16 protein-coding genes are annotated in these 17,735 nt (G+C 56.3%); 12 read left to right on the forward strand and 4 right to left on the reverse strand.

Features of this window, described 5'->3' with window-relative positions:
• From JO226_RS06740 to JO226_RS06755, 4 genes are all read right to left on the reverse strand, one after another.
• Positions 1-893 (reverse strand): BCCT family transporter (locus JO226_RS06740; RefSeq protein ID WP_293535874.1); only part of this gene is annotated, 893 nt, incomplete at its 3' end.
• Positions 894-916: 23 nt separating this feature from the next.
• Positions 917-1,141 (reverse strand): hypothetical protein, encoded by a 225-nt coding sequence (locus tag JO226_RS06745; protein WP_293535876.1) that lies wholly within the window; start codon positions 1,139-1,141, stop codon positions 917-919.
• Positions 1,142-1,192: 51 nt separating this feature from the next.
• Positions 1,193-2,557, reverse strand: coding sequence for an FAD-dependent oxidoreductase (locus JO226_RS06750; protein ID WP_293535878.1), 1,365 nt, complete (start codon positions 2,555-2,557; stop codon positions 1,193-1,195).
• 21 nt (positions 2,558-2,578) lie between these two features.
• Positions 2,579-3,853, reverse strand: coding sequence for an MFS transporter (locus JO226_RS06755; protein ID WP_367273521.1), 1,275 nt, complete (start codon positions 3,851-3,853; stop codon positions 2,579-2,581).
• Positions 3,854-4,185: 332 nt separating this feature from the next.
• Between JO226_RS06755 and dhaK the strand changes: the two genes are divergently transcribed.
• The 12 genes from dhaK to JO226_RS06815 all read left to right on the forward strand — a co-directional run.
• Positions 4,186-5,250 carry a dihydroxyacetone kinase subunit DhaK gene (gene dhaK, locus JO226_RS06760; protein WP_293535880.1) on the forward strand — a complete coding sequence of 355 codons (1,065 nt, stop codon included), beginning with the start codon at positions 4,186-4,188 and terminating at the stop codon, positions 5,248-5,250.
• A gap of 12 nt (positions 5,251-5,262) precedes the next feature.
• The gene (gene dhaL, locus JO226_RS06765) at positions 5,263-5,895 is read left to right on the forward strand and encodes a dihydroxyacetone kinase subunit DhaL (RefSeq protein WP_293535882.1); all 633 of its coding nucleotides are present in this window, start codon (positions 5,263-5,265) and stop codon (positions 5,893-5,895) included.
• Between the two features lie 2 nt (positions 5,896-5,897).
• Complete coding sequence (gene ptsP, locus JO226_RS06770) at positions 5,898-8,270, forward strand: phosphoenolpyruvate--protein phosphotransferase (protein ID WP_293535884.1); 2,373 nt, start codon at positions 5,898-5,900, stop codon at positions 8,268-8,270.
• A 95-nt stretch (positions 8,271-8,365) separates the two neighbouring features.
• A complete protein-coding gene (locus JO226_RS06775; protein ID WP_293535886.1) occupies positions 8,366-9,136 on the forward strand; it encodes an amidohydrolase in 771 nt (256 codons plus the stop codon).
• 343 nt (positions 9,137-9,479) lie between these two features.
• Complete coding sequence (locus JO226_RS06780) at positions 9,480-10,589, forward strand: AI-2E family transporter (RefSeq protein WP_293535888.1); 1,110 nt, start codon at positions 9,480-9,482, stop codon at positions 10,587-10,589.
• A complete protein-coding gene (locus JO226_RS06785; RefSeq protein WP_293535890.1) occupies positions 10,579-12,102 on the forward strand; it encodes an efflux transporter outer membrane subunit in 1,524 nt (507 codons plus the stop codon). Before JO226_RS06780 ends, JO226_RS06785 begins: the two co-directional genes overlap by 11 nt.
• Positions 12,099-13,193 (forward strand): HlyD family secretion protein, encoded by a 1,095-nt coding sequence (locus JO226_RS06790; protein WP_293535892.1) that lies wholly within the window; start codon positions 12,099-12,101, stop codon positions 13,191-13,193. The genes JO226_RS06785 and JO226_RS06790 overlap by 4 nt, the downstream gene beginning before the upstream one ends.
• 8 nt (positions 13,194-13,201) lie before the next feature.
• On the forward strand, positions 13,202-14,227 hold the full coding sequence (locus JO226_RS06795) for a DUF2955 domain-containing protein (protein ID WP_293535894.1): 1,026 nt from the start codon (positions 13,202-13,204) through the stop codon (positions 14,225-14,227).
• 4 nt (positions 14,228-14,231) lie between these two features.
• A complete protein-coding gene (locus JO226_RS06800; RefSeq protein ID WP_293535896.1) occupies positions 14,232-14,654 on the forward strand; it encodes an ion channel in 423 nt (140 codons plus the stop codon).
• A gap of 304 nt (positions 14,655-14,958) precedes the next feature.
• Positions 14,959-16,638 carry a ShlB/FhaC/HecB family hemolysin secretion/activation protein gene (locus JO226_RS06805; RefSeq protein WP_293535898.1) on the forward strand — a complete coding sequence of 560 codons (1,680 nt, stop codon included), beginning with the start codon at positions 14,959-14,961 and terminating at the stop codon, positions 16,636-16,638.
• Positions 16,638-17,165, forward strand: a complete 528-nt coding sequence (locus tag JO226_RS06810; RefSeq protein WP_293535900.1) for a toxin-activating lysine-acyltransferase — start codon at positions 16,638-16,640, stop codon at positions 17,163-17,165. The genes JO226_RS06805 and JO226_RS06810 overlap by 1 nt, the downstream gene beginning before the upstream one ends.
• Before the next feature lie 5 nt (positions 17,166-17,170).
• The coding region (locus tag JO226_RS06815; RefSeq protein WP_293535902.1) for a filamentous hemagglutinin N-terminal domain-containing protein at positions 17,171-17,735 on the forward strand (565 nt) is incomplete at its 3' end.

The following is a 17,735-nucleotide window of genomic DNA, read 5'->3' on the forward strand; positions in this document are numbered from 1 at the left end:
TGTAGCATCAGCCCTAAGCCATCAATAGACTGGTTAAGGATAAAGGCGGTGGGGCCGCAGATAAGAATCGCAAGCAGCATCAGAATATCGGCGCGGATGTTCCAGTTGCTTGCGCGGGCAACGCCGTTTTTAAGGCCGAAGAATAAAATCAGTAGCGGGACCAGCGTCCAGATAAATATCACGAAGATGTTGATGGCGCGCCCTTCAGGGTCAAGATTGAAAACGCGGCAAAAAACCGCGGATATCATTGGCGTACCGAGCGCCAGCGACGTCACCGCGCCGCCAAGCAGGCCAAACATATAGAAGAAATTGAGCAAATGCCCGCACACGCCATCTACCCGGTTGCCCAGCCATCCCCGACATAAATCACTAATTTTTAATGATGTCGTTTTTTTCACGTGCATAAACCAGCCGATCGGCACGGCGCAGATCAGATACCATGCCCAGGCCGATGGTCCCCAGTGAAACATACCGTACGCCGACGCCCAGCGAGCGGCCTGAACACTCCCGGGCGCCGCACCAAACGGCGGCTGCTGGATAATCCAGATCCACTCCACCGACGCCAGATAGAGCAGGCTGCCGCCGGTGCCTGAGGTAAAAATAAGACCAAGCCAGGTGAGAAAACTAAAATCGGGTTTATCTCCGGGCGTTCCCAGCAGAATTGTCCCGTAGCGTGAACAGGCAAGCCACCCACAGCTCAAAATCACCAGAAACGTCATTACCAGAAAAAAACCGCCCATTTCCCAGGTCAGATAATGGTGCATCTGATTAATGTAATGACTGGTCTCCTGAGGATATATCGTCAGACTGACAATCACAGCACAGATAAACACCACCGCCGGAATGAATACGCTCGCCTCGATGAGGGCAAAACGCTTTTTCAGCAATAACATTCGTATCTCCTGAACAATCCGGTTCAGCGGACGTTAACGTTGCGCTGTTCTCGTTTCAGTTTTCGCAACTGCCGGGAAAGGCGCAGAGAAAAAAACGCGCACAGCAACGCCAGCGCCCCCATACAGAACAACATCAATCCACTTTGCTGTTGGCGCAGCATGAAAAGAAAGATCCCCAGAAAGGCGCCGCAGAGAAACGTGGTTCCCCAGTAATTCGCTCGCAAATGTTCCAGCTCATCGTCCTTCATACCGCCCTCCTCTATGAACACAGGGCGCCGCCTGGCGCCCTGTTATTGTTGCTAGGCCAGACGAACACCCTGGGCCTGCAACGTACTCTGCAATTGAGGGATATCAACATGCCGAACGTCGCGGTTCTGGCGCAGCGAGACGGCAGCCGCCGTGCCCGCAGCTTCCCCGGTTACCGCACAACACATCATGTTGCGCATCGAGGTGTGAGCCACCACCCCCGCCGAGATACAGCGACCGGCCACCAGCAGGTTTTCAATCCCTTTCGGTATCAGGCATCCGTAGGGGATCTGGAAGAAACGGCCTGTCGTCGGCAAAATCAGATAGCCGGAACCATCGATAAACTCTGGGAAAATGCCGACGCTATCCGCGCAGCGCCCCTGATTGAGCACATACTCATCCGCAATGCGAACTTCACCGTCAATGAGTCGGGATTCACGCGTCCCCAGCGTTGCGCCAAAATTGCGCAGCCGTGCATTTTCGAACCCCGGAACATAATGGCGCAGCGCATCAATCGCCCATAACGCCTGCTGACGACCGGCAATCTCGGCTTTCGTTAAGTCGAAAACGTCGGTGCAGTCGTAGCCAAAGGCGTAAACCATGTTCAACTGGAACGCTTCACCGGTTTCAGAGAACGTAGACCAGGTGCCGGCAATCGCCTGCGCATCGCCAGGAATAACGCCCTCTTCCTGCGCACGGGTGAAAATATCCTCCATATAGGGACTGAACATCCGGTCTTCCTTACCGGTAGTCTGGATAGTCCAGTTCTTCCCCCAGTCGGCGTAGGTCGGCTGTAATTCTTCCTGCACAAAGCGGTTGAAACGCGCAACATCCACGCCAGCGCAGTTAAACATCACGGTCACGCCCATCAGCTTATCTTTGCTGCGCTTGGTCCATGGCGCTCCTGCGCGCGCGGCCACATCCGCGTCACCGGTACAGTCAACGATGCGTTTTGCGAGAATCGCGCCGCGCCCGGATTTGTTCTCCACGATGACCCCGCACAGGGTGTCGCCGTCTTTGATAACGTCCACCCCCCAGGAGTGGTACAGCGGCTCGACGCCAGCTTCCACAATCATCTGATCGGCAACGACTTTAAACCCTTCAGTGTCAATCACTTCACTGATCGATTGCGGTTCCGGACGGGTAAATCCGAGTGCCCGGGCACGATGTTCGTATTCACGACAAATCCCTTCACAATCTTCAGTACCCGGATGGCGATACCAGGCAAAGCTCTCCACACCGACCTGGGTCATCACGCCGCCCAAAGAGCCAAAGCGCTCAACAATCATGGTCTTAGCGCCTAAGCGGCCAGCAGCAATCGCGGCCGTCAGTCCCGCCGGGCCACCGCCAATCACCAGAACGTCTGTTTGGGCAATCACCGGCGTCTGGCGCGCGCATTCATGAATCATTTCCATCATTACTTCCCCTGTCGTTTGTGTTCAGGATGCGCAGTTAACGTCAGCGGGTTGCGCCGTCGTCGTTTTTGCATTGACCCGGTTTTTACGGTTTACATGCTGCAACACCAGCGCAGCGATAAGTCCTACAAAGGCGCAGCCCAGCATGAACATGAACACGTCCTGATAACCCGCAATACCCGGTTTGCGATCGACCATGTTGCCCACCATCGTGTAGCAGTAGATTTCCGGGAAGTAAGTGAGCAACGAGATCAATCCCGCCGCAGTACCGGTGACTTTGGCAGGGATCCTGACCTCATCGATGATGGAGAAGAACACGGCATTAGCGGAGTAAATGAACACACCCAGCGCGACCATGTTGGCAAGCGCTATCGTGACGTAACGGGCATCTCCAGGCAGGAAGCAATAAACGGTGGTGAAAATAATCATCCCGATAAAGGCGTAGATCATAAAACGGGTGCGTGACGCACAGCGATCGGCGAGTTGACCGCCAATTAATCCTCCCATCGCAAACAGCACATAGGCGCGAATAATACTGGCGACCGCCACTTCCGATTCGCCCATATGCAGCACCTGCGTCAAATAAGGCGTTACCATGCCAAAACCGATGTAGATAGACCACATGCTGAAGGTCACAATACCGGCCAGCCAGACGGTTGGCATTTTCAGCACGACCGCCATATCAGCAAGACGGAAATTACCTTTATCTTCATTGTGCGTTTCGTCTTCACAGACGAACCATGCCATGACCCCCGCAAGAATCGTCACCACAGAGTAGAAAATAATGGTCGCTCTTAATCCCTCAACGCCTTCGCCGAACTTCGCAAATAACGGCACGGAAAGAAAACCCAGCACAATGGAGGTCAATCCTTTACCGAGGAACCAATACCCGTACAACCGCCCTTGCTGCTCACTGGAACCCAGCGTACGAATAATACGTACGCATACCGCCCAGAAAGTAAATACCGTTGTGACAGCCCATAATGCGTGTAAAAGAACTATCATGGTGTAAGACGGAAATGTCGCGTAATAAAAACCGCTGATTCCCGTGGAAATAAGAGAAAACGTCATTAGCTTACGTGCTGAAAAACGGTCAGCAGCCCAACCGCCCGGCAAATATAATAAGAAATTAACCAATCCATAGGCTGTCATTAAAAAACCGAGTTCCGCATTTGTCGCCCCGGTAGCCTGCTGCATTGCGTCATAATAAGTTTCCCGTAAATACGGTAATTTATATATTGCGCTACCCGCAATCCCACAAAGCGCCAGGGTTATCCACTTTCTCCAGTTACTGGACATATCGTTCTCCACATCAAAATAGCTGATTGCAATTCATTATCAACGTATCTCTACGGGCTGTGTGGCGGCAAGGATTTAATTAAGGAGGAATCTGCTTTTATGATCGCGCTGTAAAAACAACACCTTCAGAAGCGTCTTAAATACTATTTATCTCGTTTGAATCACAATAACTATTTTAATACACGGAAGGCATTTCATAATGAAACAGTCCCCAAAAGAAGCCGTTTCATTATGAACCAAATTCACCTGGGGTTTGTTTTATCCCTTACGGGAAATTAGTCTCATCATCAGAAAATTAGCTGTCTATCCACGTTATCAGGACAAGAATGAGTATGAAAAAGTTAATTAATCAGATTGATACCGTTGTCACAGAACAAATGGAGGGACTGGCCGCCTGTTGGCCGCACCTGCAGGTAAATTATGACCCCCGCTTTATCTGGCACCCGCAACATGAAAACGCCGTGGCTCTGGTCTCAGGAGGCGGTTCGGGTCATGAACCTCTGCACGCCGGGTTTATCGGCACCGGCATGCTGACCGGCGCCTGTCCGGGCGAAGTCTTTACCTCCCCCACCCCCGATCAAATGATCGAATGCGCCCGAAAGGTCGATAACGGCGCAGGGGTACTGTTTTTCATCAAAAACTACACCGGGGATATTCTTAACTTTGAAACCGCCGTGGAGATGCTTCATGAGGAAGGCATCAACGTCGGCACCGTGATCATTGATGATGATGTCGCCGTCAAAGACAGCCTGTATACCGCCGGGCGCCGTGGCGTCGCTGGCACCCTCTTTGTAGAGAAAATCGTTGGCGCCGCCGCATTGCAGGGATACAACCTTGAGGCCTGCGAAACGCTGGGCCGCGAGGTCAACAACGCCACACGCTCGTTCGGCGTCGCGCTTGCCGCCTGTACCGTCCCTGCGGCAGGTAAACCCTCCTTTGAACTCGCGGATAACGAAATTGAGTTTGGCGTGGGCATTCACGGTGAACCCGGCATTGAAAGACGCAGCCTGCAGGATGTCGATACCCTGGTTGACAGCGTCATGGCGCAGTTGATGGATGACACCCCATGGCTCAGAACGTTACGCCACTGGGATCGCCATACTGGCGGATGGGTTGAAACCACCTCGACGAATACACAGTTTGATAACCACGGTGAGTATATAGTGCTTATCAATGGTCTCGGCGGCACACCAGAGTCGGAGCTTTATGGCGTGGCCAGAGCGGTGACGCATGCCGCACAACAACGCGGAATCAACATTGTTCGTCATCTGGTCGGCAACTACTGCACATCACTGGATATGGCAGGTTTTTCCGTTAGCCTGCTGAAATGCACCCCCACGTTGTTACAACTGTGGGATGCACCGGTCAACACACCCGCGCTTCGCTGGGGATGCTAAGAAGGTAACCACATGAAAATCCATAATAAACATATTATTGCCTGGCTGGAACATTGTGCAGTGTACATGGCCGAACAGCAGGATTTCTTAACCAACCTCGACAGGGATATCGGCGATGCCGATCACGGACTGAACATGAACCGCGGCTTTGCCGCCGTGAAAACGATCCTCCCGGAGATAGAGCGCCAGCATATTGGCAATATCCTGAAAAATGCAGGGATGAAGCTACTTTCCAGCGTCGGCGGCGCAAGCGGCCCGTTGTACGGTACGCTGTTTATCCGTACCTCCGCCGCGATTGGGGTCCGCACTGAGTTAAGTATTGAGGAGTGGCTCGACTGCCTGCAAGAAGGTATTTCCGGCGTTATCGCCCGCGGTAAAGCCGAACAAGGCGACAAAACGCTCTGCGATGTATGGGTCCCGGTACTCCACGCCGCAAAAATAAATCTTCAGGCGGGGATGTCGGAAAGCGAACTGCTGCGCGTCATGGAGCAGGACGCGGTGACGGCGGTGAATAACACCATCAACATGCAGGCCAAAAAAGGCCGCGCCAGCTACCTCGGCGCGCGTAGCGTCGGACACCAGGACCCGGGGGCAACATCCTCCTGGTTGATGATCAAAGCCATGCAGGAAGGATTCACGGAATAATTATGACCGCCATTGTCATTGTTTCTCATAGCCTGCGCCTGGCGCAGGGGATCGAAGAGTTGGCGCTGCAAATGTCCGGCGGCAACGTTCCGCTGGCCGTTGCCGCAGGCATTGACGATCCGCAAAACCCGATCGGCACCGACGCTATCGCCATCCTGTCAGCCATTGAATCCGTCTGGTCGCCTGCTGGCGTGCTGGTATTCATGGATATGGGCAGCGCGCTACTCAGCACGGAAATGGCGCTGGAACTGCTGTCGGAAGAACAGAGAGCCGCTGTACACCTGATGGCAGCCCCCATTGTAGAAGGAGTGCTGTCCGCCGTCGTCTGTGCAGCGGCAGCGCTCCCGACGTCAGCCATTATCGCCGAAGCCGCTGGCGCCCTTGAAGCCAAGCGGCAACACCTTCTCCCCTGTGACGCGGAGGCTGTTGGCGCCGCGCCAGAGGAAAACCTGGCCCCCTCAGGACAAGCGCACACCCTGCGCTGGACGGTGCGTAATCCCCACGGCATTCACGCGCGCCCGGCGGCAAAAATTGTTGCAACCGCCGCCCGCTGTAATGCAGAGATTACCGTGTTCAACGGCGATAAACGAGCCAGCGCCCGTAGCCTTAACGGACTTGCTATGCTCGGTATTCGCTGTGGCGACGAGATCCTGTTTCAGATTTCAGGCGCTGATGCCGACCAGGCATCCCAGCTGATGACTGCGCTGGCGGAAAGCCATTTTGGCGAATCTCATGCGCTGGAAAATGTTGAGCGCGAGACGCCGCCGGACCCGGGCGTCACCGTCGATGGCGCGGTATCCGGCCTGCCGGTAAACGAAGGGATAGCCATCGGCTGCGCGAAGTGGTTCTCCTGCGAACTGCCCGAGTTCCCGCGCCGTATCCCGGCGAGCCCTGAGGAGGAAATGGCCAAAATAGACTCAGCGATTTGCGCCGTACTCCACGCGCTAAAACAAAAAGCGCTCGGCCCTGAAGGCGACATTTTTGCCGCGCACCAGGCAATGTTAGACGACCCGGAGATTCGCCTGCAGGCACTACAGGAACTGGGGAAAGGTGAGCAAGCCGAAACCGCGTGGATGAACGTGATGCAGGCGGTAGCAAGCCAGTATCGCCATGCAAGCAGTCCTTATTTCCGCGAGCGAGAAGCCGACGTGCACGATCTTGCCCGCCAGGTGCTTCTTCAGCTTTGCGGCGTCAGCGAGGGGGCATTTGTCACTCATGAACCCTGCATATTGCTGGCGGACGATCTTCTTCCCTCTCAGGTGGCGAATCTGGATAAGGACCATATCCTGGGTATTTGTCTGCGCAACGGCGGCGCCACTTCGCATAGCGCGATTCTCGCCAGAGCGATGGGGATCCCGGCGGTGGTCAAAGCCGCGATCGCCAGCACGCTCATCCCTGAGGGTACGGATGTGATTCTCGATGGCGGCAAAGGACAGCTCTGGTTTGATCCGGATGACATTACTCGCCTGAGCCTTACCCAGCGCCACGACGAATGGCGGCAATCCAAAGCAAACGCGCTTGCTAGCGCCGCGCAGCCGGCGATGACTCAGCAGGGTCAACGCATTAATGTACTGGCAAACATCGGCGGCCCGGAAGATGTCGATGCCGCGCTGACGCAGGGCGCGGAAGGCGTGGGGTTATTCCGTACCGAGTTCTTATTCCACGCCGCCGCCGAACTGCCCGGCGAGGAGGAGCAGTTCCAGGTTTACTGTGATATCGCCCGAGCGTTTGGCGATAACCCGGTCACCATCCGCACGCTGGATATCGGCGGAGACAAGCCGTTAGCCGCCCTTGTGCTTGCGAAGGAGGACAATCCTTTTCTCGGCCTGCGTGGCATCCGCCTTTGCCTGGCCTCGCCGCACATTTTTATTCCGCAATTACGCGCATTGCTGCGGGCAGGCGCCTTGCATCCCAATCTGCAAATTATGCTGCCGATGATATCAACGCAGGACGAAGTGACTGCCGTGCAGACGCTGGTACAGCAGCAGGCGCAATTGCTGAGTATTCCTCAGGAAAGCCTCCCGGCGCTCGGTATCATGATAGAAGTGCCGGCTGCCGTGATGATTGCGGATGCGCTGGCGCAACAGGTGGATTTTTTCTCGATAGGCACCAACGATCTGACGCAATACATCATGGCGGCCGATCGCGGCAACAGCGCGGTGGCGGAACTGGTCGATTATCGCAACGAGGCGGTCGTTAGCGCTATCGCCCGCGTTTGCGAAGCCGGACGCACCTACGGGATTCCGGTCAGCATGTGTGGCGAAATGGCGGGCGATGTCACACAAACCGCACTCCTGCTGCGCCTGGGCATTGACAAGCTCAGCGCCAGCGCCGCGCGGCTACCCGCGTTAAAAGCCACGATCAGAACGTTATAATCTGTATCAAGCGGTCACCATGACCGCTTTTTTCCCCCAACCCCGCCACCGCTCATGCTACAGTGAAAAGACGCCGTAAAATGGGAGTCTCAATTGTGCCTGGTTTAAAAATAACTCTGCTGCAGCAACCTCTTGTGTGGATGGATGGACCTGCCAACCTGCGCCATTTCGATCGTCAACTGGAAGGGATACAGGGACGAGACATCATCGTCTTACCGGAAATGTTTACCACGGGTTTCGCCATGGAGGCCGCGACGCAGTCGCTTCCTGAAAATGACGTGGTCGCGTGGATGCAGAACAAAGCGCGGCAAAGCAATGCCCTTATCGCCGGGAGCGCCGCTCTGCAAACGGAAAGAGGCCCCGTAAACCGTTTTCTGCTGGTCGAGCCTGAAGGCCGGATTCATCGTTATGATAAGCGCCATTTGTTCCGGATGGCCGGTGAGCATCATCACTACGAAGCGGGCAATGAGCGCGTGGTCTTTGAATGGCGAGGCTGGCGTATTCTGCCGCTGGTGTGTTACGACCTGCGTTTCCCGGTATGGTCGCGCAACCGTGGCGATTACGATCTGGCGCTGTATGTCGCGAACTGGCCTGCGCCACGCTCGCTGCACTGGCAGGCGCTGCTGGTCGCCCGGGCGATTGAGAACCTCGCCTATGTGGTGGGCTGTAACCGCGTCGGCACCGACGGCAACGGCCACCACTATCGCGGCGACAGCCGCGTCGTGAGCCCGCAAGGAGAGGTCATCGCCACCGCAGACCCGCATCAGGCCACGCGTATTGATGCCGAACTGTCGCTCACGGCGTTAAAAGAGTATCGCGAGAAGTTCCCGGCCTGGCAGGATGCAGATCCCTTCACGCTGGATTAACCGCGCCTCCCGCCCTGTTCACCGGGACAAAAAGTGAAGATAATGGCCTGAAGCGTTATGCATTCAGGCTGTATTTCTCAAAATCTTTATTTATCAATGCGATCACGCATTGTATTGCAGGCTAACAATCTCTTTTAGCAAACCTGAATAATTACCGCTTAATATTTGCTTATTCCCACGGGCTTTCTGTTCTACACTAATAAAACGGATAAAATTCAACATAAATGAGAGCCATTTTTAAATAACTTCCAGCATTTACTAAAACGAGTACGTTTCTATACTGGCCTGCTTTTTGCGCCAGGCCCAGGCGGTTGGGTATGCATATCAACTGGAACAAACGATCATGGAAAATAATAATCTGCTCATTGTTGAAAAAAGACTTGTTGCCAGGTTTATGGATATGTTCATCAAGTTTGGACTTATCCTGGCATTAGCCTCTTTCTGTTATACGGTATTCTCCCCCTTTCTGAATATGATGCTGTGGGCGATTATTCTGGCGGTAACGCTGTACCCGCTCCACCAGTATTTCGCGGCTCGCCTGGGTGGAAAACAGGGCCGGGCATCCACGCTGCTGGTCCTGCTTGGTATTCTGTTAATCGTCGCGCCGACAGTCGCGATGGTGAGCTCTCTGGGAGAAAGCGTTAGCGGCCTTATCGACAAGATGAGCAGCGGTAGCCTGGTGATCCCCCCACCTTCCGAGAGCATCGCCTCTATTCCGGTTATCGGCGGTAAACTGCACGGGCTGTGGCTCAAGGCATCCGTGGATTTACCCGGGCTGATTAGCACCTACCGCTCTCAGTTGGGTGATATCGCGAAACAGGTGCTGAGCATTCTGGCCAGCATGGGCGGCGGACTGCTGGGCTTTGTCGCCTCCTTTATCGTCGCGGGCATTATGATGGCCTGGGGCGCCGCAGGCGCTAACAGCACCAGACGCATCGCCATGCGCATTACGGATGAGAATAAAGGCCTTGCCCTGACGAAACTGTGCACCAGCACCATCCGTGCGGTGGCACAAGGGGTTATCGGCGTGGCGCTGATCCAGGCGCTGTTGGCGGGGGTGGTTATGGCGGTGGCCGGAATTCCTGCCGTCGGCATCTTCTTTATTCTGGCGCTGATTCTGGGGATCGCGCAGATCCCGGTGATTCTGGTGACGGCGCCGGCAATCGCCATCATGTGGAGCATGGGCGATCACGGCACCGGCCTGAACATTATCTACACCGTACTGCTGCTTATCGCCGGTATGGCCGATAACGTGCTCAAACCGCTGTTGCTCGGCCGCGGCGTTGATGCGCCAATGCCGGTTGTGCTGCTGGGCGCGCTGGGCGGTATGGCTGCCAGCGGTATTCTCGGCATGTTCATCGGCGCAACGCTGCTTTCCATCGGTTATCGCATCTTTATGGCCTGGGTCAACGAGGGCCTGGCTAACGCATCGAGCGGAAACGATGTTAAATGACGGTCGTCTTGGGCGCCTCCTGTTAACCGGGGGCGCCTGCCTGGTTCTGACCGCCTGCACAAAACTGGGGCCGGACTACACCCCACCGAAAACCCCGGAACTGACGCAGTGGCAGCCAGCAACGAAAGGGGTAGCTCCGCACGCGGCTCAGGCGTCCTACGACCAGTGGTGGACGCAGCTCAACGATCCCACCCTCACCGCGCTCGTCAACGAAGCGCTGCGTAAAAACCCTGACGTTAAGATTGCCGGACTGCGCCTGCTCGAATCACGCGCCCAGTTAGGCATTGCGGAAAGCCTGTTGGGGCCGCAGGCCACCATCGGCAGCGGTGAGGTGGTCCGTACGGGCCAGGTGCGCGATCACCACTCCAGCACGGCGACCAGCTATAGCGCAGGTTTCAATCTGGGCTGGGAAATTGATTTCTGGGGCAAATTCCAGCGCGGCGTTGAATCCGCCGATGCGCTCTATTTCGCCACGCTTGCGCAATACGACGATATTCAGGTGCTGATGGCCGCTCAGGTCGCGCAACTGTACGTCAATATCCGCACGCTGGAAGCCCGGCTGGACATTACCCGCAACAACGCCAACATTCAAAAACGCAGCCTGCAAATCACCGAACGTTTATTCCTGAGCGGCAACAGCGCCGAACTGGACGTTCAGCAGGCGAAAACCCAGTACCTGTCGACCCTCTCTAGCATCCCGCAATTGGAAACCAGTCTGCGTCAGAGCCAAAACGCGCTGAGCGTGCTGCTGGCCAGAAAGCCGGGGCCGCTGCCGGAGATGGCAAACAATACCGGGGTGATCCCACAAGGCGATTTATCGCTGGTGTCCGAACTGCCGGCCGACCTGATGCGCCGCCGTCCTGACGTCAGAACGGCCGAGCGGCAACTGGCGGCGCAGTCAGCGCTGATAGGTGTCGCGGAAAGCGAGCTCTATCCGTCGATTTCGCTTATCGGCAGCGTCGGGATCAGCGCCCGCACCGGCAGCAGCAGTACGCTTTCGTGGGTCGCAGGCCCGACGTTTAGCTGGAACCTGCTGGATCAGGGCCGCCTCGGCAACCAGGTGCTGGTGCAGGATGCCCGTTTCCTGCAACTGCACGAACGGTACCGCGACACTGTTTTCCAGGCCGCACGCGAAGTCGACGATGCCGCCATCGCCTACGCCAACGATAAAGACGAAATTACGCTGCTTATCGAAACCGGCAAAGCGGCGACCCGCTCGCTGGAGATTGCCAACACGCAGTATCGTGAAGGGATGGCGGATTTCCAGCGCGTGCTGGATTCGCAGCGTGCCTTGTTTAACCAGCAGGAGCGTCTGGTGAACAGCCGCGGCGCGATGATGCGCGACCTGATCACCCTGTATAAAGCGCTAGGCGGCGGTTGGGAGAAAGGACGCCAGCGTCCGCTGGTCGACAGTGAAACCGAGTCGCACCTGCGCCAGCGGGATAACTGGATTCCGCTTCTTGATGCCCCAATGCCCTCAGCCACCGAGACCAAAGAAGGTAACTCGCCATGACCTCACCCTCATCCCCGGCCGGCCAGGCCAGCCGTCGTGGAGTGACAGGCATTCTTGTCCTGATCGTTATTCTGCTCTGCTGGTATCTGGTGTCTGACCGGTTCACCCCCTATACCTCGCAGGCCAGAGTCCAGGCCTTCGTGGTGCCCGTCGCCGCCGAGGTCACCGGGCAGATCCAGAAAGTGTACGTCCGCGATAACCAGCAGGTTGCCGTTGGCGATCCGTTATTTGCGCTTGATCCTGAGCCGTACGATATTTCGCTGGCGCGCGCGCGTTCAGATTACGACACCGTGCTGAGCTCAGTGAAAGCCAATACCGAAGGGATTGCCGCCGCGAAAGCAGGCTATCAGGCCGCCGTTGCCGCCTACGAAAACGCCGCTAAAGATGCTGAGCGTCAGGAGCGGTTATATCGCGAAGATCCCGGCACGATCTCCGTGCGCCGTCTCGAAATCGCCCAGGCGACCCGAGAAACCGCCCGCAGCCAGATGGCCGCCGCTGCCGCCGATGTCCGAAAGGCAACCGAGGCTGCCGGTATCTCGGGTGACAAAAACTCACAGTTGCTGAGCGCCCGCGCGGCGGTCAGCAAAGCGGAGCTGGACCGAAAAAATACCCTTATCGTCGCCAGCAACCGCGGCCTGGTGACCGACCTGCGTACGGACATTGGTGAATTCGTCGGCGCTGGCGCGCCGGTCATGACGCTGGTGGCAATCAATGATGTCTGGATCAGCGCCGACATGACGGAGAACAACCTCGGCCACATGAAGCCGGGCGATGAAGTCGCGATTCTGCTCGACAGCATGCCCGGCCACGTCTTTAAAGGGGAGGTCCGCAGCATCGGCTACGGCGTCAATACCTCCTCCCCTCAGGCGGCGGGCGCGCTGCCCACCATCGATAATAACCGCGACTGGCTGCGTCAGGCCCAGCGTTTCCCGGTCAAAGTCGCTTTCGCTAAAGAGGATTTACCCCCGCCCGACAGCCTGCGGGTGGGCGGCCAGGCGGACGTTCTCGTCTACGCCAGCGGCAGTGGCGTGCTGAACTTCTTCGGTAGCCTGTATATTCGCCTGATGAGCCTCTTCTCGTATATCTATTGAGGTGCATTATGCATAACGCCGACCGTGCGGTACTGAGGATAGGAAGCGGGATCGCCGTGGCGGCGCTGGTCTGCTACGGTGTTGGCCTGCCGATGCCGCACCTCGGCTGTATTATGGCCTGGATAGTGCTGTGTCAGGGCAAACCCCTGCCTGTCAAGAAAGGCGTCATCGTCGGTCTGATGCTGACGGCAACGATGATTGGCGGGGTGCTGATGGTGCCGCTGCTGACCTATTATCCCCTTCCGGCGCTGCTGCTGACGGGGCTGTTGCTTTACCGGCTGATGCTGATGGGATTGTCGGGGAAAGGCACTCAGTCAATGCTGCTGATTGTCGCTATCGCCATTATCCCCATCGCCGGGCTGATTGAGCAGTCGCTTGCCATTGGTATCGCCCAGATGATGGGCGTTGGTATTATCACCGGCACGCTGGTGAACCGTCTGACGCTGGCGCTGTTTCCGCCACAACCCGCCGCGGCGACAGCGGGTAAAGCGCCCCCAGCGCTGCCTGAATCACCGCACTATCTGGCGCTGCGCGCGGTGCTGATTGTGATGCCGGTATGGCTGCTTGCGTTGAGCAACCCGGCGTTTTATATCCCGGCCATCATGAAAACCGTCATGCTGGCGCAGCAGGCTAACACGCTGTCGGCGAAAACCGCCGGGCGAGAGCTGGTTCTGTCTACGCTGATGGGCGCTCTGCTGGCGGCGGGATTGTGGTTCGGCCTCAGTATCTGGCCATCGCTGCTGATGCTCGCACTCTGGCTGGGGTTGCTCAGCGTGTGGGTCGCCCGCCGGATGATACGGCTGGCCGCCACCCGGTTTCCCCCCTCATTCTGGAGTAATGCCTGGATAACCTGTCTCATCCTGTTTGGCCCGGCCATTCAGGATAGCGCGTCAGGAAAAGACGTGTGGGTGGCATCAGCCATGCGTTGTTCTTTATATATCGTGGTCGCGCTTTATGGCTGGGCCTGCGTCGCGCTGCTTGAGCGCTGGCGCGCCAGCGGCAGACCCGCTGTCGATATTATGTCTGGAGATTAATACTATGTTATTGCCATTGCTGATGGGGATGCCGGTTATTCTGTGCAATATGCTGCTGCAGTCGCTGGTGTCCGTCTGGTGTATACGTTTTTACATCAAACGCTTCCACAATAAAGAAGGCGCGATAGCGGGCGTTATGGCGCTGTTTGGTATTATCACGATTGTTCTTTTTGGCAACCTGATGCAGATCTTGCTCTGGGGCGTGCTCTTTATGTGGCTGGGAGAATTCACGATGCTAAAAGAGGCGGTGTATCACTCCGGCGTTAACTTTGCCACCCTGGGCTATGGCGACATCGTGATGAGCGCGAAATGGAAATTGCTTGGCCCGCTGGAAGCCGTCAACGGCGCGATGATGATAGGGCTTTCCGGCGCCAGTATGCTGGCCGTTTTGCAACATCATATCCGCAAGCAGCTCACGCCTCCCTGAGCCCTGTACAACACGCCGGGCGCATAAGGCCCGGCTAAAAAAGCATGCATGCTCACTGCGCCCTGTCCCGTCTCGCTGCGCCATCAAATAAAAGACAGCGCGCCTGTTCCCCTTCCGTATCCGCGATCACCCTCACCGTATTTAGCTTAAAACCAATAATGGAATAAGAATACTCCTAAAATTTGTGACCACAGATGTCTTGTGTTTACGTTTTGCTTTTAAATGTGTTCTAATTCCCGACAAAATGTAAGTAGATGTTATTTTCATAAACAAAGATCATTATAAATAACCAGCCGGATCACGGATGAAACGTTTATTTCCGGTGCTGCCATCTCTGGCCCTGAGCCCGTTTGTCTTTGCAGCACCGTTGCCTCAACACGATACCAACCAGCAATTTCTAAACCAACAGCAACGGCAGAAAGCCCAGGAGCAACAGGTGACCCCTGTCGCCCCTGATATCCGCCTTTCTCCGGAACCCTCCTCCGCGCCTTCAACCTCTGGTTTTCCGGATGAAAAGCCCTGTTTTACGCTTTCTCAGGTTGCGCTGAGCGGCACGCAGGCATTGCCCCACTGGCTGCCGTTGCAGCGTCAGGCGAATAAAGCACTCGGCCACTGTCTCGGCGCCAAAGGGATTAACATCCTGATGGGGCAGTTACAGAATACGCTGATTGGTCATGGCTATGTCACCACCCGCGTGCTGGCTCCTCAGCAGGATTTAAACAGCGGCGTGCTGCGTCTGGTCGTGATGCCGGGCTATGTGCGCCAGGTTCGTCTGACGGATAACAGCGATAAGTACGCCACCCTCTATAGCGCATTTCCGGCGCACAGCGGTGACGTGCTGGATTTGCGGGATATCGAGCAGGGGCTGGAAAACTTGCAGCGCCTGCCAACAGTGCAGACGAGCATGGAGATTGTTCCGGGTGATAAGCCCGGCGAAAGCGATATCGTTATCACCCGTCATCAGGAACGCATCTGGCGCGTGGATGCATCGCTGGATGACTCCGGCTCACAATCCACTGGCGAGTATCAGGGCAATCTCACCCTGTCGCTGGATAACCCGCTGTCGCTGAGCGACCTGTTTTATCTTTCCGGCTCTCATAACCTTGACGGCAACGGGGGCAAAAAATCACAGAGCCTGACCGGGCATTACTCGGTGCCATTTGGTTACTGGCAGGCGGGTATCACCGCCAGTGGTTATGACTACGTGCAGACCGTCGCAGGGCTTAACGGTGACTACCAGTACAGCGGCAGCAGCAAGAATATCGATTTTCAGCTGAGCCGTATCCTGCACCGCAGCGGGAGTCAGAAAACCACCCTTTCCGCAGACGTGATTGCCCGCGAACAACGCAACTATATCAACGATACCGAAATTGAAGTCCAGCGCCGACAGACTGCCGCCTGGAAACTCGGTTTACAGCACCGTCACTACATCGGCAGCGCCACACTTGATGCAGGCGCCAGCTATCAGCGCGGTACCCGCTGGTTTGGCGCTCAACCGGCACCGGAAGAGTATTACGGTTATGGCACCGCGCTCAGCAAAATCCTGCAACTGAATGCGAACCTGAATATCCCGTTCGCGTTGGGTAACCAGAACTTTCGCTTTAACACCCAGTACCAACGTCAGGTCAGCAACACCCCGCTGACCTCGCCGGATATGTTCTCCATCGGCAACCGCTGGACGGTGCGCGGCTTCGACGGCGAGCGCACCCTGACCGCCAGCCACGGCTGGTATGTGCGTAATGATATCGCCTGGACAACACCCGTCCCCGCGCAGGAGCTGTATCTCGGTGCGGATTATGGCGAAGTCGGTGGCAGCGGCAGTGAAACGCTGGTCGGTAAACATCTGGCTGGTGGGGTGATGGGTCTGCGTGGCCAGTTCCTGCGGGCCAGCTATGACCTGTTTGCCGGCATTCCGCTGTCAAAACCCGATGGTTTTAAAACTGACCCTGTGACTACCGGATTCAGCCTGAACTGGAGTTATTAATGGAATGGAACGGATTCACCGTACAGTGCCCGCTGGTGCTGGGCGGTAGCGTGAACGAAGCCGAAGTGTTGGGCGCCAGCATCTGGCTGTGGATGCACTCCGCGCGCCATAAAGGCGCACCGTTGGAAACACTACCAACATCACTGCTGCCGGTGATTAAAGAACGCCAGTACGTGCTGGCGTTTAAGGACGATAAACCTGCGTTCTTTATGAGCTGGGCCTGGTTCAATGAAGAGGCTGAACAACATTATCTGATGGCGCATCGCCTGCTGTTACCTGAATCAGGCTGGCGCAGTGGTGACCGGATGTGGGTCATCGACTGGATTGCGCCCTTCGGAGATACCCGGCAGATGGCGCAACTGGTACTGAACGAACTGTTTCCGGATAGCTGTTTCCGCTCATTATGGCATCACGGTGCGGACAGAGGGATGCGCGTCAAAAGGTTTCAGGGACAGAACATATCACGGCTTGAAATGGCGGTCTGGCGTGAGGCACATCCGCTTCCGGCAGGCACTAAGGGTGAGTAACGGCAATGAATAAGCTTTTCTATCGTATCGTGTTTAACAAAGCCCGTGGAATGTTAATGGTCGTCGCGGACATCACCCGTTCTCACCGCGCAGGCGTTTCACCGTCATCAGGTGCTGACAGCAAACCTGGCGCCGCGTTTACGGCAACGCTGACGCCACTGACATTTGGCATTTTGCTCTCCCTGGCGCAAATCACGCCCGCCGTGGCGGGGATCGTTGCGGATAAAAGTGCGCCAGGCAACCAGCAGCCGCAGGTGCTTAACACTGCCAGTGGGATCCCGCAGGTCGATATTCAGGCCCCCAGCGCCGCCGGTGTTTCCCGTAACACTTACAGCCAGTTTGATGTGGATAGCAAAGGGGCGGTGCTTAACAACAGTCACCAGAACATCAATACGAATCTGGCCGGGATGGTGGCAGGTAACCCGAATCTGGTCAGGGGGGAAGCCAAGGTTATCCTGAACGAAGTCAATTCCCGCGATCCGAGTAAACTCAATGGCTACATTGAAGTGGCCGGGCATAAAGCGCAGGTGGTCATTGCTAACCCCTCCGGCATCAGCTGCGATGGCTGTG

Origin of the sequence: Pluralibacter sp. (genome assembly GCF_019237635.1) — a bacterium.
Classification (GTDB): Bacteria; Pseudomonadota; Gammaproteobacteria; order Enterobacterales; family Enterobacteriaceae; genus Enterobacter_B.